Genomic DNA, 21,165 nt, shown 5'->3' on the forward strand with positions numbered 1-21,165 from the left:
CGCCAGGCCCACGCCTTCGTTCGGCAGGCAGGCGAAGTCAAATGCGCGGTCCGGGTTGCCGACGTTCATCATAATTTTCAGCGGCAGGTCCGGCATGGTATCGACCGTGGAGCTTTTCACGCTGAAATCCAGCAGATCCTGGTAAACGTAACCGGTATCGCCTTCCGCACAGGAAACCGTCACGTTCTGGTCGTCCTTCATGCGTTCGGTGGCGTCGCCACAGCCCACCACCGCCGGAATGCCCAGTTCACGCGCGATGATGGCCGCGTGGCAGGTGCGCCCGCCGCGGTTGGTGACAATGGCAGCCGCTTTCTTCATGATCGGTTCCCAGTCCGGGTCGGTCATATCGGTGACCAGCACGTCGCCCGGCTGGATGCGGTTCATTTCGCTGATATCGTGAATCACCTTCACCGGACCGGCACCGATGCGATGGCCGATAGCGCGCCCTTCCGCAACGACTTTGCCCTGCGAATGCAGATGATAACGCTCCATTACCTGGCCCCGGGAACGCACGGTTTCCGGACGCGCCTGAACGATAAACAGCTTGCCGGTATGGCCGTCTTTGGCCCATTCGATATCCATCGGGCGGCCGTAGTGTTTCTCAATCTGCACCGCCTGCTTCGCCAGCTCCTGCACTTCTTCAGGCGTAATGGAGAACCGATCGCGGTCGGCCTGCGGCACATCTTCAATACGCACCTGCTTGCCGTGCTCCTGGTCCGGCGCGTAAACCATTCGGATCTTTTTCGAACCCATATTACGACGAACGATGGATGGCTTACCGGCTTCCAGCGTCGGCTTGTGAACGTAGAATTCATCCGGGTTAACCGCGCCCTGCACCACCATTTCGCCCAGGCCAAAGGCCGAGGTGATAAACACCACCTGGTCGAAGCCGGATTCGGTATCAATGGAGAACATAACGCCCGAAGACGCAAGGTCGGAGCGGACCATACGCTGAACGCCTGCGGAGAGCGCCACGCCGCGGTGATCGTAACCCTGATGCACGCGATAGGAGATTGCGCGATCGTTAAACAGTGAAGCAAAGACGTGCTTCACCGCCACCAGTACTGCATCATAGCCCTGCACGTTAAGGAAGGTTTCTTGCTGCCCGGCAAACGACGCATCCGGCATATCTTCAGCGGTGGCGGAGGAGCGCACGGCAAAAGAGGCTTCGGCATCGTCAGCGGAAAGTTGTTCATAGGCATCGTGAATGGCTTTTTCCAGCTCTGGCTGGAAAGGCGTGTCGACTATCCACTGGCGAATCTGCGCGCCAGCTTTTGCAAGCGCCGATACATCGTCAATATCCGTGCGATCCAGCAGTTCGTAAATGCGCTGGTTTACACCGCTCTGGTCCAGAAACAGATTAAACGCCCCGGCAGTGGTTGCAAAACCGTTCGGCACACTGACGCCCGTACCTGAAAGATTGGTAATCATTTCACCGAGCGAGGCATTTTTTCCCCCGACCCTGTCTACATCATTCATGCCGAGTTGGTTATACCAAAGCACCAGCGGTGACGAGCCATTATTGGACATCGAAACAATCCTTTTATGAAATATGAGTGAGCACAAGAAGTTCCTGACTGCGTATTTAGCCTGGCATATTTACCCGGCTGAGTGAAACGGTTGAATCGTTCAAGCAAAATAAAAATATGAATTTTTCAGATAACTTCCCCAAAAGCTAAGCTGTTGATTATGCGTTTAATCCTCAGCGGCATAAGGATTACCTTGCTAATTATATTTTTGAACTGCCCGGTTCATTAAAACCGAAAACACCATTTCATTTTAAAATTGTGCCGATGATTATCACGGAATGCGTTGTTTTAATTTATGCTTTATAAAATTATCATCAAAACTCAGGGTCCCCAAAATGGATAACGCTGTAGACAGGCAGGTATTTTATATTTCCGACGGTACGGCAATTACAGCTGAAGTGCTGGGTCACGCGGTCATGTCACAATTCCCGGTATCTATCAACAGCATTACGCTGCCGTTTGTGGAAAACGAAAGCCGTGCCAGGGCGGTGAAAGAGCAGATCGATGCTATTTTCCAGCAATCAGGCGTGCGGCCATTGGTCTTCTACTCCATCGTTTTGCCGGAGATTCGCGATATTATTCTGCAAAGTGAAGGTTTTTGTCAGGATATCGTGCAGGCGCTGGTTGCGCCTTTACAGGGAGAATTAAAGCTTGATCCCACGCCCATCGCCCATCGCACCCACGGGCTTAATCCCGGCAACTTAATTAAATATGACGCGAGGATCGCTGCAATCGATTACACGCTCGCCCATGATGATGGCATCTCGATGCGTAATCTCGATCAGGCTCAGGTGATTTTATTGGGGGTTTCCCGCTGCGGTAAAACGCCGACCAGTCTGTATCTGGCTATGCAGTTCGGCATCCGCGCCGCCAACTACCCTTTTATCGCCGACGATATGGACAATATTCAGCTACCGGCCGTGCTGAAGCCGCTTCAGCATAAATTGTTTGGTCTGACCATTAACCCCGAGCGCCTCGCTGCTATTCGTGAAGAACGCCGCGAGAACAGCCGCTATGCCTCTATGCGACAGTGTCGTCTCGAAGTCGCCGAAGTCGAAGCGCTGTTTCGTAAAAATCAGATCCGTTACCTCAACAGCACCAATTATTCCGTCGAAGAAATGGCCACAAAAATTCTTGATATCATGGGCCTGAATCGCCGCATGTACTAATAAACTAGTACACAAGGCGGGCTTTATCTGTCAGGATAGGCAGATTGCGGTTGCGTTATATCCTTTGTGTGGTTGAAATCGACATAAATTGGTTTATCGTGATCGCCATCACTTCCCGGCACTTTCGCCGTGCAGAAGACAAAAATTTCTGAGACACACAATGAATAAAACAGATGAACTGCGAACAGCGCGCATCGACAGCCTTGTCACACCTGCCGATCTGGCCGCCCGTTTACCGGTATCGCCAGAGGTTGCGCAAAACGTTATCGCTTCCCGCCGTCGCATTGAAAAAATCCTTAACGGTGAAGACAACCGTCTGCTGGCGATCGTTGGCCCATGCTCCATTCACGATCTGGATGCGGCAATGGATTATGCCCGCCGACTTGCGACGATGCGCCAGAAACACGGCGATCGGCTTGAAATCGTCATGCGTACCTACTTTGAAAAACCGCGCACCGTAGTCGGCTGGAAGGGGCTTATCTCCGACCCGGAACTTAACGGTAGCTACCGCGTCAATCATGGCATCGAACAAGCCCGTCGCCTGCTGTTGCAGATTAACGAGCTGGGCGTGCCTACTGCGACAGAATTTCTCGATATGGTGATCGGCCAGTTTATTGCCGATTTAATCAGCTGGGGCGCCATTGGCGCGCGCACCACTGAAAGCCAGATCCACCGCGAAATGGCCTCGGCCCTTTCCTGCCCGGTCGGCTTTAAAAACGGCACCGATGGCAATACCCGAATCGCCATTGACGCCATTCGCGCAGCACGCGCCAGCCATATGTTCCTTTCGCCGGATAAACACGGCCAGATGACGGTTTACCAGACCAGCGGCAATCCGTTTGGCCACGTGATTATGCGCGGAGGGAAGCAGCCGAACTATCATGCGGCGGATATCGCTGCGGCGTGCGGCAACCTGCAGGAGTTCGATTTGCCTGAGCAGCTGGTAATCGATTTCAGCCACGGCAACTGCCAGAAACAGCACCGCCGACAGCTGGAAGTTTGTGAAGATGTGTGCAATCAGATCCGCAGCGGGTCTCGCGCTATCGCCGGTGTGATGGTTGAAAGCTTTATTCACGAAGGCACGCAGAAAATCGTCGCCGGGCAGCCGCTGGTTTATGGCCAGTCGATTACCGACCCTTGTCTGAGTTGGGAAGATACCGAGACGCTGCTTGCTATGCTGGCCGACGCGACCGGTAGCCGTTTCGCAAATTAAAAATCCGCTCCTTCTCCATCCGGGGAAGGAGCAAACGCCCTCCGTAGTTCAAAATCGATCCCCTCACAATTTTCTTACAATGGATAAGCCCTTCGCCCCCGTAGCCTCTCAGCCTCAGGCTGATCCCACAGGATCGATAGCAAGGCGTTACCGGGTCCTGATGGTCGCGTTGTGACTGTTCACGAAGGCCAGCGGTATCTGTTAAGCCAGACCCAAGCCGGAAAGCTTATCCTGACTAAATAAAACAAAAATCCTTTTGCAAGCCACCCAGGCAGCCAGCGCTTTTCGTTTACCTGATGGCGCAGGTGAATCAACGCTGTTACTTGTGCTGACGGGTTATCAACTGCCGGACGGCGGCAGCTTAAGCCTTGCGGCACGCCCGCTTGAGCAGGGGCGCATTAAGTCGTTTGCCAGCGTGCGGTGATGCGCCAGCGCAGCGGCATACCGTTTAGGTAATTGCGAAACGGCGCTTATGGAGCGGTATCAGGCGGAGTTGAAGGTGTTCAGACTTACTGAACACCCGGTGCCGCAGGCCTGGCTCCAGCAATAATTAGCTGGAGCAGCTTACTTCCAGATGCTTACCCCAGTCCGGCGGGCGCTGGGTTAAATCCCCTTCATGTTCGGCAAACGGCTGGCTCAGCGCTTCATGCAGGCGCGCCAGCTCGGTTATATCCCCCTGCTCGGCCCCGCTGATGGCCCGCTGCGCCAGCCAGTTGCGCAACACCAGCGAAGGGTTGGCGGCCTTCATGGCTTTTTGCCGTTCGGCATCATCGACCTGTTCAATTTGTAGCCGCTCACGATAGCGTGTAAACCAGCTATCGAAACTTGCGCGATCGATAAACTCATCCCGCAGCGGCGAGCTCGCGTCATTTTGCCCGGTCAGGCTCAGCATGCGGAACGTGCGCGTGTAATCGCTGCGTTCTTTAGCCATCAGGCCGAACAGCTCCGTAAGGATGTCGTTGTCCGCTTTTTGTTCCGTGCTGAAGCCCAGCTTAGCGCGCATCTGAATGCCGAAAGCGCGCATCAGTTCGAACTGATAAAGCTCCAGCGCCTCGTTCAGGGTATCGACCGCAATAAATGGCGACAGCGTCTGCGCCAGACGCTGCAAATTCCACAGGCCAACGGCAGGCTGGTTATCGAAAGCGTACCGCCCCTGATGATCGGAGTGATTACAGATATAGTCCGGCTGATAATCATCCAGGAAACCGTACGGACCGTAATCCATCGTCAGGCCGAGAATCGACATGTTATCCGTATTCATGACGCCATGCGCAAAGCCGACGGTTTGCCAGTGGGCAATCAGCTTTGCCGTACGCCCGACGACATCCCGGAACCAGAGGTCGTAGCGATCTTTGCTGTCCGCCAGGTCGGGCCAGTGATGTTCGATAACGTAATCCGCAAGCTGCCGGACTTTTTCCGGTTCACGGCGGTAATAGAAGTGCTCGAAATGGCCGAAACGCACGTGGCTTTCCGCCACGCGTAGCAGCATTGCGCCCTGTTCAGTGGTTTCGCGACGTACAGGCGTGTCGCTGGTCACGATGGTAAGCGCGCGCGTGGTCGGAATACCCAGAGCATACATAGCTTCGCTGGCAAGAAATTCGCGGATTGTGGAACGCAGTACGGCTCGCCCGTCGCCCATACGCGAATATGGCGTAAGGCCCGCGCCTTTAAGGTGCCAGTCAAACTTGCGGCCATCTTTGAGCTGTTGTTCGCCCAGCAGAATGCCGCGCCCGTCTCCAAGCTGACCTGCCCAGACGCCAAACTGGTGCCCGCTGTAAACCTGGGCTAAGGGTTGCATGCCCGGAAGCAGCGTGTCACCACTCCAGACGCCAACGTGCGCGGCATCAAACAGCGAGGCATCCAGCCCCAGCTCTTCTGCGAACTGGCGATTGTGATACAGCAGACGTGCGTTGTGCAGCGGCGTAGGTTTGAGTTCGGTGTAAAAACCGGGCAACTCATTACGCCAGCTATTTTTAAACACGATATTGTCAAATGCGGGGTTATCAGTCATGGAGCCTCCTGACTGATAGTGTAGTGTCTTCGCTGGCTTTTAAACACGGTGAGGTTGCAGGGTTTTTACAGCTATAACCTTTAATGAGGCAGAAGCAGCTCTGCTAATGATTCTGGCGGCACCGCGGGCCAAAGGTTGCCCTGCATTGCGTTAAATCCCGGCAGACGGGCTTTCGTCCTTGAAGCTTCGTCGTCAATGCCCGCGATAATCAAGGCGCGGCAAAACGGCGAGAGTTGATCCGTTATGGCCTGCATAAAGGGAATAAATGAACTCTCATGGATTTGCTTATGAATAAAGCCCTTATCAAGCATAATCGAGGTAAACAGCCCGTCAATAATTGGCTTCGTGGTGGCGATACCCGCGCCAAAATCTTCCAGCGCCAGAGGAAAAAGTTTACTTATTTCCCGCAGGCGCAGATTGTCGCTACCCAGATTTAAATCCGCAAAGCTCTCATTAATGGTTAACGCAATGAAGGGCAACCGCCTGATACGGGTAATTAATGGCTGACGCGAAAGAATAGCATCCGCAATATTCTCATTTATATTTACCCAGGCCGGAAACGGCTGAGTCATAAAGAAATCCTGATACTTTTCGAGTAACGATAACTTTTCGCAGAACAATTCTACTTCCTGTTCCGCATTTATATGAGGAAGTACCAGTTCCGTAGGAATACGGACCGGAGTGTCTGCTCCGATAAAATTGGTGATGACCTGGACTGCAAAAAGCTGGCCTTCCGGCAAACGTATAGGCAGGAAACAAAAGTGGGAATGATAAACAATATCCAGTGAGACGATCATATTGCCAGCCGTGAATCTACAAGGGGGAACGGCATCGTCACGCGATGTATATCCAGTAACAACTGGATTGATCTTACTTTTATCAATGTCACTTTCATCCCTGAAGCGTTTTGAAATTTACCTTAAAGTATTTTTTCAGCTTATCCTGGATATTTCTTTAAGGCTAGTTTTAATGCACGCTGCGAACCGAGGCGCGATGGATTATCACAGGGGCAAAACTTTCAGCCACACAATGCTCATCCAGTAATTTACGGGTGGCGAACCTTGCCATTTCACTAATCGGAAAGTGTACGCTGGTTAATGCCGGGCGAACAAATGCCGCGCGTTCGCCGCTGTCATAACATATCAGGGATATATCCTGCGGAATGCGCAAACCGCGTTCGGTAATTGCCAGCATGGCGCCGATTGCCATTTCTTCATTACAGCAGTAAATAGCCGTTGGCTGCGTTTCTTTCAATAAAGCGGACGCCTGCTGATAACCGCCTGGTATATCATACTCGCCTTCAAGTACCGCAGCGGGCCGCAACCCGGCCTGCGCCATAGCCTCTAAAAATCCCTGCCTGCGCAATAAACTGGAAGCACGACTGCCAGGCCCATGCAGACAGGCGATAGCCGTGTGACCACCGTCAATAAAGACCCGGGTCGCAAGCTGGCTGGCGGCGCGATGGTCGAAAACCACGCAGCGTTCTTCAAGGCCCGGCACGTCCCGATCGAGCACGATAAATTTATACCCCTGCCCGGCCAGATGCCGCAGCGTCTCATCAGGCAATGCGCGAATATGCAGAACCAGCCCATCACAGCGCAGATTATAAAGCTGCTTAATGGCGCTTAGTTCTTTCTCGGCGAAGCTACGCCCTTGCGTAACAAGCAGTTGTTTACCGTGCCGTTCCGTTTCGCTTTGCACGGTATCCATTAGCGCACCGAAAAATCCGCCGCGGTAGGAAGTAGTGACCAGACCAACCGTGTTGCTTTGGCTGGAAGCCAGCGCGCGGGCGGCCGGATTGGGTGAATAGCCCAGCTCAATAATCGCTGCTTCCACCTTGCTGCGCGTCTGGGCTTTGACGTTGATATCACCATTGACCACACGTGACACGGTGGCACGGGATACACCTGCGCTTGCGGCGACATCTTCCAGAGTGACCATGAGATCCTTAACGGGGAATAAATATAAGGTTTTTTGATATTACCTGATATACAGCGCCGCGCCTGGGTTAACGCCGGAATTACGGAAGGGAATCACGGTTTAGAGAAAAAGAGGAGCGGCTGGTCCGTCTGGACCAGCACGAAACTAAATGCGGCGAGCCTGCCAGAATTTTTTGCGCCAGTAAACGTTATCAAGCGAAGAGCGCATCACGCCCCTGCTGGTAGAGGCGTGAATAAACTGATTATCGGTATCGTAAATTCCTACATGCAGGCCGTTTTCCCCTGAACCTGTTTTAAAAAACACCAGATCGCCGGGGAGCAGGTCGTCTTTATCTATTTCAGTGCCGATTTCAGCCTGACGGCGAGTCTCGCGAGGAAGTTGTAAATCGAACCGATCGCGAAAAGTGGTGAAGACAAAGCCTGAACAGTCGACGCCACGACGGCTCATACCGCCGTAGCTGTATGGCGTGCCGCGCCAGTCGCTGAGCTGATCGTTAAGTTTTGCTATAACGGTTATCGAGTCAGAAAGACGGGCATTCGGCGGCGGCGCATGGTGGCTACACCCTGCGAGTACCAGACACGCCACTACAATAAGCCATACGCGCATTTCAGGCCGATCCTCACCCTTTTTCTTATTGGCAGTAATTTAGCGCTTACCCGGGAATTGATGCAAGTTTTACCCGCCTGCCAGCGGGGTAATCAGCATGCTGTGCCCTTCAATTTGCAGGCGACGAAAATGCATGTTGTAAGCCGTCGCTAAGTGCTGCGGCAACAGCACCTCATCGCGGTTACCCTGAGCGATCATTTTACCCGCACGCAACAGCCAGACCTTGTGGGCATGACGTAACGAGTGGTTCAAATCATGGCCGCTCATGATAACTGCCACGCCTGCTTCGCACAGCGCCAGCAACTGCCGATCGAGTGCCGCCTGCTGCGCCACATCGAGGCTGTTCATGGGCTCATCAAGCAGCAGCAAACGCCCCTGTGGATTAACCTCAGGATGTATCTGCAATATTACGGCAGTCAGCCGCACCCGCTGCCATTCGCCGCCGGAAAGCTGGCTCACAGGACGGTTGAGCTTATCCGTCAGCCAGAATGCCTGCGCAAGCTGCATCATTACCGCTTCAGCCTCAGGCGCAGGTTGATGCAGCCGCAGGTAATGCCAGACGGGCATGGCAAAAGGAGGAAGCTGTTGCTGAGCGAGCCAGGCGCGGGCTTGCGCCAGCGCACCCGATGACCATTCGTCCAGCGGACGCCCGTTCAGCGTAAGCCGCCCTTCACCGGCAGAAAGACCCGCCATTCGCGTAATTAGCGTGCTTTTTCCGGCACCGTTTGGCCCGACCAGATGGACCAGTTCACCGGGCTTAACCGTGGCGGTAATCGGTCCGAGTCGCCCCGCAACGCAGACATCGTTTAACTGCACAAGCGACATAGTTTATTTTGCCAGCGCCGCTTTAATGGCTTCCATCACGATAGGATCTTCCGGCGTCATATCCGGCGAGAAGCGTTGAATAACCTCTCCGTCACGCCCGACAAGGAATTTTTCGAAGTTCCATAAGATGTCGTCCGGGTACAGCGGCGCACGGCCTTTGCTGCTCATTCGCTCATAGAAGCCGCTGCTTTCCGGCGCAACTGCGGTAGGTGCCGCAGCCACCAGCTTCTGGTACAGCGGATGACGATTCTCGCCGTTTACATCCAGCTTGCTGAACATCGGGAAAGTGACGCCATAAGTTGTGCTGCAAAAGGTTTTAATCTCTTCCTCGCTGCCCGGCTCCTGGCCCAGAAACTGATTACAAGGAAATGCGAGCACCGAAAATCCCTTATCCGCCCAGGCCTTATGAATGTTCTCGAGCTGCTCATACTGCGATGTTAACCCGCATTTCGACGCAACGTTCACCAGCAGAAGCACGTTTCCTTTCCAGCGCTCAAGCGTGGTCGTTTCGCCGTCAATCGTTTTGACTTCGGTATTCAGAATGTCCTGCATAGCGTCCCCTTAATGAAAAAGCTTGGTGTATGGCTTCCGGAAGCATCAAGCTGGCCTGCTAATTTAGCGACCGGCCTTTAATAATAGCCAGATAAACACGGGCGCGCCTAACGTTGCCGTCACAACGCCTATTGGCAATTCGGCGGAGGTCAGCGCAAGGCGCGCAATGATATCAGCCCCAAGCAGCACTGAAGCTCCGGCAAGCGCGCTGGCCGGCAACAGAGCCCGGTGATCGGTTATCCCCTTAAGGCGCAGCATATGAGGAATAACCAGTCCAATAAACCCGATAGCACCGGCAAGCGCAACGCTCACGCCCACCAGCCAGCCGGTTGCCACGACCAGAATATTACGCCATACCCATACCGATAAACCCAACTGGCGCGCGGAGGTTTCACCCAGCGCCATCAGGTTTAAGGGAGCATAGCTGCGGCATAGCCAGATAATTACCGGCAGCAATGTCACCATCAGCCACCACTGACGCCAGTCCACGCCGCCGAACCCGCCCATCATCCAGTACATTAGCTGACGTAAGTCGAGGCTGGTGCTGAAATAAACCGCCCAGGTCATCAGCGCGCTGCAGATTATTCCCAGCGCCACGCCTGCCAGCAGCAGGCGGCTGGTAGAAAGATGACGACGAGAAAAACGCAGCAGAATAAGCGTAATCAGCAACGCACCGACGATAGCGCATACGCCCAAAGCCCAGGAGGGAAGCATGCCCTGCCCAAGCAGGACACCGGCAATAAGCGCCACGCCCGCGCCATTAGACACGCCGAGTAAGCCGGGCTCAGCCAGCGGGTTTTCAAACAGCGCCTGCATAATGGTGCCGGAAACGGCAAGCGCCGCTCCCACCAGCAAAACGGCGAGCGTACGCGGCAATCTTATCTGCCAGATGAAGAGCTGCGCATCATCGCTCCACCACTGCTGCGGCGCGAACCAGCGATCGCCCGCACACAGACTCAGCACGCCCATGCCTGCCGTGACAATTATCAGGATAACGAGCCATAAGCGTTCAAGGCGCCGTTGTCGGGAGGCGAAAGTGAGCATCGAGATGGCAAATCCATAGAGTAGCAGTCAGGCTGCTGATTTTACGGGGAGTTTGTCCGCCAGGACAAGCAAAGAAAAAGGCCGCGGATGCGGCCTTTTTGGTTAACTCAGGTTACTCGTCCTTTGGCGACGCGTTTTCAACCCGACTTTTCAACTTCTGACCGGGTCGGAAAGTCACCACACGGCGAGCCGTGATGGGAATATCTTCGCCGGTCTTCGGGTTACGCCCGGGACGTTGGTTTTTATCGCGTAAGTCAAAATTACCAAAACCTGATAGTTTAACCTGCTCGCCGTTTTCCAGAGCGCGACGGATCTCTTCGAAAAACAGCTCTACCAGCTCTTTAGCGTCTCGTTTGCTAAGCCCAAGCTTATCAAACAGATATTCAGACATTTCAGCTTTTGTAAGCGCCATACGTTCAATCCCTCAATGATGCCTGGAATCGCTCTTTTAATGCCTCTACGCATTTTGCAACGGTAGCGGCAATCTCCTCTTCTTCGAGTGTACGGCCGGTATCCTGAAGGATAAGGCTTATGGCGAGGCTCTTATAACCTTCGGCTACGCCCTTGCCACGGTACACATCAAATAAGTTTACGCCAACTACCTGATTTGCGCCAACTTTCTTACATTCGCCCAAAATATCTGCTGCGGGAACGTTTTCAGCAACCACTACAGCGATGTCGCGACGGTTGGCCGGGAAGCGTGAAATCTCCTGCGCCTCAGGCACCATGCGGTCTGCGACCTTGTTCCACAGCACTTCGAATACCAGCGTGCGGCCATTGAGAGAAAGCTTACGCTCAAGCTCCGGATGCACAACACCAATGAAACCAATGCATTCGCCTTGTAAATAAATGGCAGCACTCTGGCCCGGATGCAAGGCTGGATTGCTCGCAGCACGGAATTCGATGCCAGAAAGTTTACCCGTCAGGTCAAGAATCGACTCCAGATCGCCCTTCAAATCATAGAAGTCGACGCTATTACGCGCCAGGTCCCAGTGTTCTTCGTAGCGGTTGCCGCAAATCGCGCCAGCCAGCATAAGATCCTGGCGGATGCCGAGGTCTGCCTGAGTATCAGGAACAAAGCGCAGGCCCGTTTCGAAAATACGCACGCGGCTTTGCTGGCGGTTCTGGTTATAAACCACGGTATTAAGCAGGCCAGTCAACAGGGACAGGCGCATCGCCGACATTTCGCTTGAAATCGGGCTTGGCAAAATCAGATGTTCTTCGCCCGGGTGCAGCAGCTGCTGGATTTTAGGATCCACGAAGCTGTAGGTGATTACCTCCTGATAGCCTTTATCCGCCAGCATGGTTTTCACGCGCTTGAGGGACAAATCCGCTTCGCGATGGGTGCCCATGACCAGACCGGCCTGAACAGGTTCATCAGGAATGCTGTTATAACCGTAGACGCGAGCAATCTCTTCTACCAGATCCTCTTCGATTTCCATATCAAAACGCCAGCTCGGGGCAACCGCCGTCCATTCATCCTGGCCTTCGGTGACGTCACAACCCAGACGGCGCAGAATGTCGCCAACCAGCGCATCTTCAATATGATGGCCAATCAGGCGATCCAGCTTGCTGCGACGCAGCGTAATAGTGGCAGGTTTTGGCAGATGCGCCTCGCTTGTCACATCAATCACCGGGCCTGCCTCACCGCCGCACAGGTCGATAAGCAGGCGGGTTGCACGTTCCATTGCCTTGTACTGTAGCGCTGGATCCACGCCACGCTCATAGCGATGGGATGCATCGGTATGCAGGCCATGACGGCGGGCGCGGCCGGTGATGGACAGCGGGCTGAAGAAGGCACACTCCAGAAGCACGTTCCGGGTTTCATCGTTTACGCCAGAATGTTCGCCGCCGAAGATGCCGCCCATGGCCAGCGCTTTGTTACGATCGGCGATAACCAGGGTATCGGCTTTTAATTTCGCTTCGTTGCCGTCCAGCAGGGTCAGGGTCTCGCCCTCTTGCGCCAGACGTACAACGATGTCGCCGTCGATGCGGTCCAGATCGAACGCGTGCATCGGCTGCCCAAGTTCCAGCAGAACATAGTTAGTCACGTCAACAACGGCATCAATGGAGCGAATGCCGCAGCGACGCAGCTTTTCTTTCATCCACAGTGGCGTTGGCGCTTTAACATTGATGCCCTTAACAACGCGTCCCAGATAACGCGGACAGGCCTCTGCTGCATCTACGCGGATTGGCAGCTTGTCATTAATCGTAGCGGCTACAGCGGCCATTTCTGGCTCAACCAGCGGCAGCTTGTTCAGCACGGCAACATCGCGCGCCACGCCGATAATACCCAGGCAGTCGGCACGGTTTGGCGTGACGCTGATTTCGATAGTGTTATCTTCAAGCTGCAGATATTCGCGGATATCAGTGCCGATCGGCGCATCCGCGGGCAGTTCGATGATGCCGTCGTGATCGTCGGAAATACCCAGCTCGGAGAAAGAGCACAGCATGCCTTCAGATGGCTCACCGCGCAGCTTAGCCGCTTTAATTTTGAAATCGCCAGGCAATACCGCCCCCACGGTCGCTACGGCAACCTTCAGGCCCTGACGGCAGTTTGGCGCTCCGCAGACGATGTCCAACAGGCGATCGCCGCCGGTGTTAACTTTTGTGACACGCAGTTTGTCCGCATTCGGGTGCTGAGCGCACTCAACGACTTCGCCGACCACCACGCCATGGAAACTACCTGCAACAGCGTCAACGCCGTCAACTTCAAGCCCTGCCATGGTGATTTGCTCGGAAAGTGCTTCACTGCCGTTGGCTGGATTTACCCATTCGCGTAACCAGAGTTCACTGAATTTCATTGGCTATCCCGCCCTTATTTAAACTGTTTGAGGAAACGTAAATCGTTTTCGAAAAATGCGCGCAAATCGGTTACGCCGTAGCGCAGCATGGTCAGACGCTCCATGCCCATGCCGAAGGCGAAGCCTGAATAAACTTCCGGGTCGATACCGACATTGCGCAGAACGTTTGGATGCACCATGCCGCAGCCCAGAACTTCAAGCCATTTGCCGTTTTTACCCATTACATCCACTTCTGCGGATGGTTCGGTGAACGGGAAGTAGGACGGGCGGAAACGGACCTGCAGATTTTCTTCAAAGAAATTATTCAGAAAATCGTGCAGCGTGCCTTTCAGGTTGGTGAAGCTGATGTTCTTATCAACGATCAGCCCTTCCATCTGATGGAACATCGGGGTGTGTGTCTGATCGTAATCGTTACGATACACGCGACCCGGCGCGATAATGCGAATCGGCGGCTGCTTATCTTTCATGGTGCGGATTTGCACGCCGGAAGTTTGGGTGCGCAGCAGACGGGTAGCGTCGAACCAGAAGGTGTCGTGATCCGCACGCGCCGGGTGATGGCCCGGAATATTCAGCGCGTCAAAGTTATGGTAGTCATCTTCGATTTCCGGCCCGGTTGCCACGGTGAAGCCAAGCTCGCCAAAGAAATTCTCAATGCGATCGATAGTACGGGTGACGGGATGCAGCCCACCGTTTTCAATACGGCGGCCCGGCAGAGAAACGTCAATCGTCTCTTGCGCCAGACGCGCATTCAGCGCGGCGCTTTCCAGAGCGGCTTTGCGGGTATTTAACGCTTCCTGCACCTGCTCTTTGGCTTCGTTAATTACCGCGCCCGCCGCCGGACGCTCTTCCGCCGGCAGTTCACGCAGGGTGGTCATCTGGAGGGTCAGGTGCCCCTTCTTCCCTAAATATTCGACGCGTACGCTATCTAACGCGGCAACATCCTGGGCCTCGTTTATGGCGGCCGTTGCGTTAGCAACCAGCTCTGCGAGATGTGGCATGGTATTCCTCTTATGCCGGCGTAATTACCGGGGTAGTTTGTCTGTAAACAAAAACGATATGCAAAAAAAAAGCCTCCACACAGGAGGCTTTCGGCGCTGTTTTTCGTTTCTTTTCTTACGCGCAAAGCCCCCTGAGTCAGGCGCTAAAGTAAAAAAAGAAACGGAAAATAGCAGCATTCATGCTTGCAGTTACCTTAATCGACGATGTTCGTTCTGTGTATTGAAAAGGCTCAGACCCGAAATGTCAATAAATTGATTACCTTAGAAATTAAAAGAGGGAGCAAGCTCCCTCTTAAAACTTCTTACGCCAGAGCTGCTTTCGCTTTTTCAACCAGGGCGGAGAACGCCACTTTGTCGAAAACAGCGATGTCAGCCAGGATCTTACGGTCAATTTCAACAGAAGCTTTTTTCAGGCCGTTGATGAATTTGCTGTAAGAGATACCATTCTGACGAGCTGCAGCGTTGATACGTGCAATCCACAGCTGGCGGAACTGACGCTTACGTTGACGACGGTCACGGTAAGCATACTGACCAGCTTTGATAACAGCCTGGAAGGCAACGCGGTATACGCGAGAACGCGCACCATAGTAGCCTTTAGCTTGTTTGAGGATTTTTTTGTGACGAGCACGTGCGATTACACCACGTTTTACGCGAGCCATTTAGCTCTCCTGTTCTATATTCTGAATTAATTAAAAAGTTAACTTATGCGTACGGCAGGCACGCGACTACCAGGCCCAGATCCCCTTTGGAGACCATGCCCTTCGGACGCAGATGACGTTTACGCTTAGTAGACTTTTTAGTCAGAATGTGACGCAGGTTTGCGTGCTTACGCTTAAAACCACCAGAAGCAGTCTTTTTGAAGCGCTTAGCGGCGCCGCGTACTGTTTTAATCTTTGGCATTTAATTACTTTCCACTTCGCATTGTTAATTAAACGAACCAGAAGGCGAACAAAACCAGCGAAGCGTAAGCCCCGCCGGAATTATTACTTGAGTGCCTTACTGTTTCTTCTTAGGAGCGAGCACCATGATCATCTGGCGGCCTTCGATCTTCGATGGGAAGGATTCGACCACTGCCAGTTCACTCAGATCGTCACGGACGCGGTTAAGCACTTCCATACCGATCTGCTGGTGAGCCATCTCACGACCGCGGAAACGCAGCGTGATCTTAGCTTTATCACCCTCTTCCAGAAAGCGAACCAGGCTGCGGAGTTTTACCTGGTAGTCGCCATCGTCAGTGCCAGGTCGGAATTTGATTTCCTTAACCTGAATAACTTTTTGCTTTTTCTTCTGTTCCTTAGAAGATTTGCTTTTTTCGTAGAGGAACTTGCCGTAATCCATAATGCGGCAAACAGGCGGTTCGGCATTAGGACTGATTTCCACTAAATCAACCCCAGCCTCTTCGGCTTTTTCTAAAGCTTCATTCAGACTGACAATACCTAGCTGCTCGCCGTCTAAGCCTGTTAGACGAACCTCAGTGGCACGAATTTCTCTGTTAATGCGATTAGGACGCGCCGGTTGAACTCTTTTTCCGCCTTTAATACTTTATTCCTCCAGTTGATTTAGATTGCGGCTGCGGATTTCTTGTTGCAGCTTTTCAATCAATTCGTTTACGTCCATGCTGCCCAAATCTTTGCCACGACGGGTACGAACGGCTACTTTGCCTGCTTCGACCTCTTTGTCGCCACAAACTAACATATAAGGGACACGACGCAACGTGTGTTCACGGATTTTAAAGCCTATCTTCTCATTTCTCAAGTCTGCTTTTACGCGAATGCCTGCATTTTGTAGTTTACGGGTCAATTCGTTGACGTAATCAGCCTGTCCATCAGTGATATTCATGACCACTGCCTGGACCGGAGCAAGCCAGGTTGGGAAGAAGCCTGCGAACTCTTCGGTAAGAATACCGATAAACCTTTCCATGGAGCCTAAGATGGCACGGTGAATCATTACCGGCACCAGACGCTCGTTATTTTCGCCGATGTACGACGCATTCAGGCGCGCAGGCAAGGAGAAGTCGAGCTGAACCGTACCGCACTGCCATGCGCGATCCAGGCAGTCGTATAAGGTGAACTCGATCTTCGGACCGTAGAACGCGCCCTCACCCGGTTGATAATCAAACGGGATTTCGTTTTCCTGTAACGCCACGGCCAGGTCAGCTTCTGCACGATCCCACATTTCATCGGTACCGATGCGCTTTTCCGGGCGGGTTGACAATTTTACTACAATTTTTTCGAAACCGAAGGTGCTGTACATGTCATAAACCATGCGAATACAGCTATTCACTTCGTCACGCACCTGGTCTTCAGTACAAAAGACGTGAGCGTCATCCTGGGTAAATCCACGAACGCGCATCAGACCGTGCAGCGCGCCTGATGGTTCGTTGCGGTGACAGCTACCGAACTCGGCCATACGTAATGGCAGGTCGCGGTAAGATTTTAGACCCTGATTGAAAATTTGCACGTGGCCTGGGCAATTCATTGGCTTAATGCAGTACTCACGGTTCTCCGAAGAGGTGGTGAACATCGCATCTTTATAGTTGTCCCAGTGGCCGGTTTTTTCCCACAGCACACGGTCCATCATGAACGGGCCTTTTACTTCCTGATACTGGTACTCTTTAAGCTTGGAGCGCACAAACACTTCCAGCTCACGGAAGATGGTCCAGCCGTCGTTGTGCCAGAACACCATACCCGGCGCTTCTTCCTGCATATGGTACAGGTCAAGCTGCTTGCCAATTTTACGGTGGTCACGCTTCGACGCTTCTTCAAGGCGTTGCAGATAAGCGTTAAGCTGTTTTTTATCCGCCCATGCGGTGCCATAGATGCGTTGCAGCATTTTATTGTTGCTGTCGCCACGCCAGTAAGCACCGGACGTTTTCTGCAGTTTGAAATGGTGGCAGAAACGCATATTCGGTACGTGTGGGCCGCGGCACATATCAACGTATTCTTCATGATGATACAGACCAGGCTTATCATCATGGCTGATGTTTTCATCAAGAATGGCAACTTTGTAGCTTTCGCCGCGATTGACGAAAGCTTCACGTGCTTCGTGCCAGCTCACTTTTTTCTTGATGACATCGTAATTTTTCTCAGCCAGCTCGTGCATACGTTTCTCGAGCAGCTCAAGATCTTCCTGGGTCAGGGTGTGGTCAAGATCAACGTCGTAGTAGAAGCCGTTGTCGATAACCGGGCCAATCGCCATTTTAGTATTCGGCCACAGCTGTTTGATAGCATGACCCAGCAGGTGGGCGCAGGAGTGACGAAGAATTTCCAGACCGGCTTCATCTTTTGCGGTGATGATTGCAAGCTTCGCATCGTGTTCAATTACATCAGATGCATCAACCAGCTCACCGTCCACGCGGCCTGCGATACAGGCTTTTGCAAGGCCCGGACCGATATCAAGTGCCACGTCCAGCGGGCTAACAGCGCGATCGTAATGGCGTTGGCTGCCATCAGGAAGAGTAATAACAGGCATTATAAGTCCTTATTCGCAGTGGTGACCCACACGTAAGATCACATGCAACGTTTATTTTGCTTTAATTTCAAACGGTTGTGTTGCCATCTCGCCTACAATTGCAAGGCCTGGTACACAATTTGTTGCTTTCGGGTATTAACATAACCTGAAAACAGTCGGGAATAATACCATTGCTGGCGTCTGATGTCGCGCTTTTGACACAACAATGTGTCGAGACGTAAAGAAATAACGAACCATTTACACGAAACTTTTATTTTTATACTTCTCCAAATTTCTCCGCAGCTGACTATATTGTGATAAGCATATTTTCAGTGGCCTGGGATTTATCGCTGGCGGAAAAGCGTAAGCCTGGGGCATATGATTTTAAACGCATAAAAAAACCGGACTTTCTGCATCCGTTTTTTATTTTGCATGCAAGCAAATTAATAATGTTTTTACGCGAAAGCGCATAATGAAAATTAAAAAATCATGATTAATCAATGCCACGCACCTACAATCAGGATATGTACGTTGATCGCATCACTCATAGAACGGCCCGTGGATTCTGTACCTAAAGCAACGTTTTAATAGACTTAAATTTCAACCACATGAACGGAATTAACAGTAGTTCGTGCCGTAGCGTTAGATGCATAACCCGCTGCAAACGTACTGCATTAAAATACGAAAAGAATAACCGCCGTGACAACATGTTTAACAGGCATTTTTCTCTTATTTAATGGGTATCAGGCTATTTACTTAACAACTCCTGTAAGCGCGGCTCTATATCCCGCATTTGAATAATTTATTTACTTATCAAAATCTCAAAGAAATTGAACATGTTTCCTGGAAGATAATTATGCAGAGAATGCTGCCTTTTTAGGATTGCGTTTTAAATACATCGGCAGGCCAAATAATTAAAAGCACGCATCGATAAATTAAAACAATAAAGCCGGGACGCAGCCCGGCTTTGATAATTACATCTTATAACCAAGGGTAATCGCGGTTTTTCTGTCGGTGTGCTCAGGCGCGGAATCCGGTGGGTTGGAGTTCCAGGTCACGTTGTAAGCGACTTTTAGCCCAAAATGCTCGTTAATGGCGACTTCAAGCCCCGTCTCGGAGTTCACCGTGGTGTCTTCACTACCCAGCACGGACACGCCCTGGATAAACTTCGCATTATCCGTTAACTGCCAGTTGTAAATACCGGAGGCGTAACCCAGCGCCTGGGTTTCATGACCACCATCCGTATATTCGTCGTAACGTACACCGGGACCAAATTCCAGACGGAAATAATGTACCGGGCCGCTTAAAAACTGACGACCGTAACCCGCAGTCAGTACATCACGAGCCTGGTAACCATTAAAGCGGTCGGTTAACCAGCTCGCCTGACCAAACAGGTAGTCGCTGTCCGTCACATTGTAACGACTACGGCCACCCGCAGAGTATGTTTCTGAAGAGCGTTCGTCATTAGAGGAGGTATTGTTGGCATTGCCCCAAAGAGACCACGCGGTGGACGTATTATACCAGGTCATATTGGTATTGGCGGTCAGCGTTGAGCTTTTAGTATTGCCTGACTGAGCGAGATAGCCCGCGTTGAGATTACCTTCAAAAGTTTTCTTCGCGGTGCTGGGGTCATCCATGACAGTGAAAACCGTAGTATCTGCAACTGCAAAGTGACTCAATAGCGCACTTCCGGTCAGCAAAATTGCAGCCGGTACTGTCTTAACAAGCTTCATTTATTAATCCGTACGACAAAAAAAGAAACCACCAGGGTTCCGGAATCTTCCCTGAGGATCAACATTTTATATCTCAAGAAAGGTTACAAATTATAAAAAAGCCAGAATAACATAGCAATGAATTCCTCTTTCATTTTTTGAATAAGAAGGCTCTCAAAACATCTTTCTTTTCATATATATAGCTATCGCTTGCTTTTTTATAATCAATTGAAAAATCATGATGTTAATTAAATTTATCCCTGTCCTTAATGGTCTAAGCTCTACTTATTCATCAGAAAGGAGGATTCATGACCAGCATTTATACGTTAACCCTTGCTCCCTCTCTCGATAGCGCCACCCTGACTCCGCAGCTTTATCCGGAAGGTAAATTACGCTGCACCGCCCCGGTATTCGAACCTGGCGGCGGCGGAATTAACGTTGCACGCGCCATTTCACATTTGGGAGGTAAAGCGATCGCTATTTTCCCGGCTGGCGGTGCTACGGGTGAATACCTCGCCGCTCTGCTGCTTGATGAAAAAGTTGCGATAGATACCGTAGAAACCCACGACTGGACGCGCCAAAACCTGCATGTGCATGCCGAGTCTACCGGCGAGCAGTATCGCTTTGTTATGCCCGGCGCCACGCTCACCGATGATGAATTTCGCCGTCTCGAAGAAAAAGTGCTGGCCATTGAGTCAGGCTCCGTCTTAGTTATCAGCGGCAGCCTTCCGCCCGGTATTGACGTCTCAAAACTTTGTTCGCTGGTGAAAGCCGCACAAAAAGCCGGGATCCGTTGCATCATAGACAGCTCCGGTGAAGCATTAAAGGCAACTCTTGAAATCGGCAATATCGAACTGATTAAACCTAACCAGAAGGAACTTAGCGCGCTGGTGAATCGCGATCTCGTCCAGCCTGATGATGTGCGCAAAGCTGCACAAGAAATTGTGGAAAGCGGAAAAGCGCACCGTGTCGTTGTCTCTCTTGGTCCACAGGGTGCTTTAGGCGTGGATGCCAGCGGCTGCGTACAGGTTGTTCCGCCTCCGGTCAAAAGCCAAAGCACCGTTGGCGCCGGTGACAGCATGGTCGGAGCCATGACCTTAAAACTTGCCGAAAACGCACCTCTGCTGGATATGGTGCGATTTGGCGTTGCCGCCGGTAGCGCCGCGACGCTGAATCAGGGCACTCGCCTGTGTTCACGGGAGGACACGCAAAAGATTTATGATTACCTGCGCAGTTAGTTTCCGCCCCCGAGCGCGGGGGCCATCCCTGCCTTGCCCACCCCGCTACGCTAAAAGTCGCCATTTCACACAG

At 52.2% G+C, this 21,165-nt stretch carries 21 protein-coding genes, 1 pseudogene and 1 other annotated feature; of the genes and pseudogenes, 5 read left to right on the forward strand and 17 right to left on the reverse strand.

The features are described from left to right. The coding region (ppsA, locus tag E2L00_RS16755; RefSeq protein WP_167613660.1) for a phosphoenolpyruvate synthase at positions 1-1,530 on the reverse strand (1,530 nt) is incomplete at its 3' end. 334 nt (positions 1,531-1,864) lie between these two features. Between ppsA and ppsR the strand changes: the two genes are divergently transcribed. The 4 genes and pseudogenes from ppsR (at position 1,865) to E2L00_RS22020 (ending at position 4,335) form a co-directional block, all read left to right on the forward strand. Beyond that, entirely contained in the window at positions 1,865-2,698 is an 834-nt protein-coding gene (gene ppsR / locus E2L00_RS16760) for a posphoenolpyruvate synthetase regulatory kinase/phosphorylase PpsR (RefSeq protein ID WP_167613662.1), read from the forward strand. Positions 2,699-2,858: 160 nt separating this feature from the next. Next, positions 2,859-3,911 (forward strand): 3-deoxy-7-phosphoheptulonate synthase, encoded by a 1,053-nt coding sequence (locus E2L00_RS16765; RefSeq protein ID WP_167613664.1) that lies wholly within the window; start codon positions 2,859-2,861, stop codon positions 3,909-3,911. Positions 3,912-4,040: 129 nt separating this feature from the next. Further along, positions 4,041-4,154, forward strand: a pseudogene (gene hemP / locus E2L00_RS16770) (hemin uptake protein HemP); the annotation flags it as partial. A 13-nt stretch (positions 4,155-4,167) separates the two neighbouring features. After that, positions 4,168-4,335, forward strand: a complete 168-nt coding sequence (locus E2L00_RS22020; protein ID WP_167613666.1) for a hypothetical protein — start codon at positions 4,168-4,170, stop codon at positions 4,333-4,335. Positions 4,336-4,461: 126 nt separating this feature from the next. On the opposite strand, the gene selO is transcribed toward E2L00_RS22020, so the two are convergent. The 16 genes from selO to E2L00_RS16855 form a co-directional block, all read right to left on the reverse strand. After that, the gene (gene selO, locus E2L00_RS16780) at positions 4,462-5,922 is read right to left on the reverse strand and encodes a protein adenylyltransferase SelO (RefSeq protein WP_167613668.1); all 1,461 of its coding nucleotides are present in this window, start codon (positions 5,920-5,922) and stop codon (positions 4,462-4,464) included. 80 nt (positions 5,923-6,002) lie between these two features. Then, complete coding sequence (locus E2L00_RS16785) at positions 6,003-6,494, reverse strand: EAL domain-containing protein (protein ID WP_338031942.1); 492 nt, start codon at positions 6,492-6,494, stop codon at positions 6,003-6,005. Between the two features lie 394 nt (positions 6,495-6,888). Beyond that, positions 6,889-7,863, reverse strand: a complete 975-nt coding sequence (locus E2L00_RS16790) for a LacI family DNA-binding transcriptional regulator (protein WP_167613672.1) — start codon at positions 7,861-7,863, stop codon at positions 6,889-6,891. Between the two features lie 144 nt (positions 7,864-8,007). Continuing rightward, entirely contained in the window at positions 8,008-8,469 is a 462-nt protein-coding gene (locus E2L00_RS16795) for an NlpC/P60 family protein (protein ID WP_167613674.1), read from the reverse strand. A gap of 69 nt (positions 8,470-8,538) precedes the next feature. Beyond that, the gene (btuD, locus tag E2L00_RS16800; protein ID WP_167613676.1) at positions 8,539-9,294 is read right to left on the reverse strand and encodes a vitamin B12 ABC transporter ATP-binding protein BtuD; all 756 of its coding nucleotides are present in this window, start codon (positions 9,292-9,294) and stop codon (positions 8,539-8,541) included. A gap of 3 nt (positions 9,295-9,297) precedes the next feature. Continuing rightward, positions 9,298-9,846, reverse strand: coding sequence for a glutathione peroxidase (locus tag E2L00_RS16805; RefSeq protein ID WP_167613678.1), 549 nt, complete (start codon positions 9,844-9,846; stop codon positions 9,298-9,300). A 63-nt stretch (positions 9,847-9,909) separates the two neighbouring features. Next, complete coding sequence (gene btuC / locus E2L00_RS16810; protein WP_167613680.1) at positions 9,910-10,890, reverse strand: vitamin B12 ABC transporter permease BtuC; 981 nt, start codon at positions 10,888-10,890, stop codon at positions 9,910-9,912. Positions 10,891-11,002: 112 nt separating this feature from the next. Next, on the reverse strand, positions 11,003-11,302 hold the full coding sequence (gene ihfA / locus E2L00_RS16815) for an integration host factor subunit alpha (protein ID WP_001229265.1): 300 nt from the start codon (positions 11,300-11,302) through the stop codon (positions 11,003-11,005). Between the two features lie 4 nt (positions 11,303-11,306). Next, the gene (gene pheT, locus E2L00_RS16820) at positions 11,307-13,694 is read right to left on the reverse strand and encodes a phenylalanine--tRNA ligase subunit beta (protein ID WP_167613682.1); all 2,388 of its coding nucleotides are present in this window, start codon (positions 13,692-13,694) and stop codon (positions 11,307-11,309) included. Between the two features lie 14 nt (positions 13,695-13,708). Then, entirely contained in the window at positions 13,709-14,692 is a 984-nt protein-coding gene (gene pheS / locus E2L00_RS16825; protein ID WP_167613684.1) for a phenylalanine--tRNA ligase subunit alpha, read from the reverse strand. Positions 14,693-14,754: 62 nt separating this feature from the next. Beyond that, positions 14,755-14,878: a sequence feature (Phe leader region), on the reverse strand. Next, a complete protein-coding gene (pheM, locus tag E2L00_RS16830) occupies positions 14,829-14,873 on the reverse strand; it encodes a pheST operon leader peptide PheM (protein ID WP_106120997.1) in 45 nt (14 codons plus the stop codon). (Overlaps the previous feature by 45 nt.) Before the next feature lie 116 nt (positions 14,879-14,994). Next, positions 14,995-15,351, reverse strand: a complete 357-nt coding sequence (gene rplT / locus E2L00_RS16835; RefSeq protein WP_000124849.1) for a 50S ribosomal protein L20 — start codon at positions 15,349-15,351, stop codon at positions 14,995-14,997. A gap of 43 nt (positions 15,352-15,394) precedes the next feature. Then, entirely contained in the window at positions 15,395-15,592 is a 198-nt protein-coding gene (rpmI, locus tag E2L00_RS16840) for a 50S ribosomal protein L35 (RefSeq protein WP_006118955.1), read from the reverse strand. 96 nt (positions 15,593-15,688) lie between these two features. Next, positions 15,689-16,231 carry a translation initiation factor IF-3 gene (gene infC / locus E2L00_RS16845; protein WP_121268117.1) on the reverse strand — a complete coding sequence of 181 codons (543 nt, stop codon included), beginning with the start codon at positions 16,229-16,231 and terminating at the stop codon, positions 15,689-15,691. Between the two features lie 3 nt (positions 16,232-16,234). After that, positions 16,235-18,163, reverse strand: a complete 1,929-nt coding sequence (thrS, locus tag E2L00_RS16850) for a threonine--tRNA ligase (RefSeq protein WP_167613687.1) — start codon at positions 18,161-18,163, stop codon at positions 16,235-16,237. Positions 18,164-19,116: 953 nt separating this feature from the next. Then, the gene (locus E2L00_RS16855) at positions 19,117-19,875 is read right to left on the reverse strand and encodes a DUF481 domain-containing protein (protein WP_167613689.1); all 759 of its coding nucleotides are present in this window, start codon (positions 19,873-19,875) and stop codon (positions 19,117-19,119) included. A gap of 287 nt (positions 19,876-20,162) precedes the next feature. Here E2L00_RS16855 and pfkB point away from each other — a divergent pair, with 287 nt between their 5' ends. Next, complete coding sequence (pfkB, locus tag E2L00_RS16860; protein ID WP_167613691.1) at positions 20,163-21,092, forward strand: 6-phosphofructokinase II; 930 nt, start codon at positions 20,163-20,165, stop codon at positions 21,090-21,092. Positions 21,093-21,165 lie beyond the last annotated feature (73 nt).

Source organism: Cedecea colo, from assembly GCF_011808225.1.
Taxonomy (GTDB): domain Bacteria; phylum Pseudomonadota; class Gammaproteobacteria; order Enterobacterales; family Enterobacteriaceae; genus Dryocola; species Dryocola colo.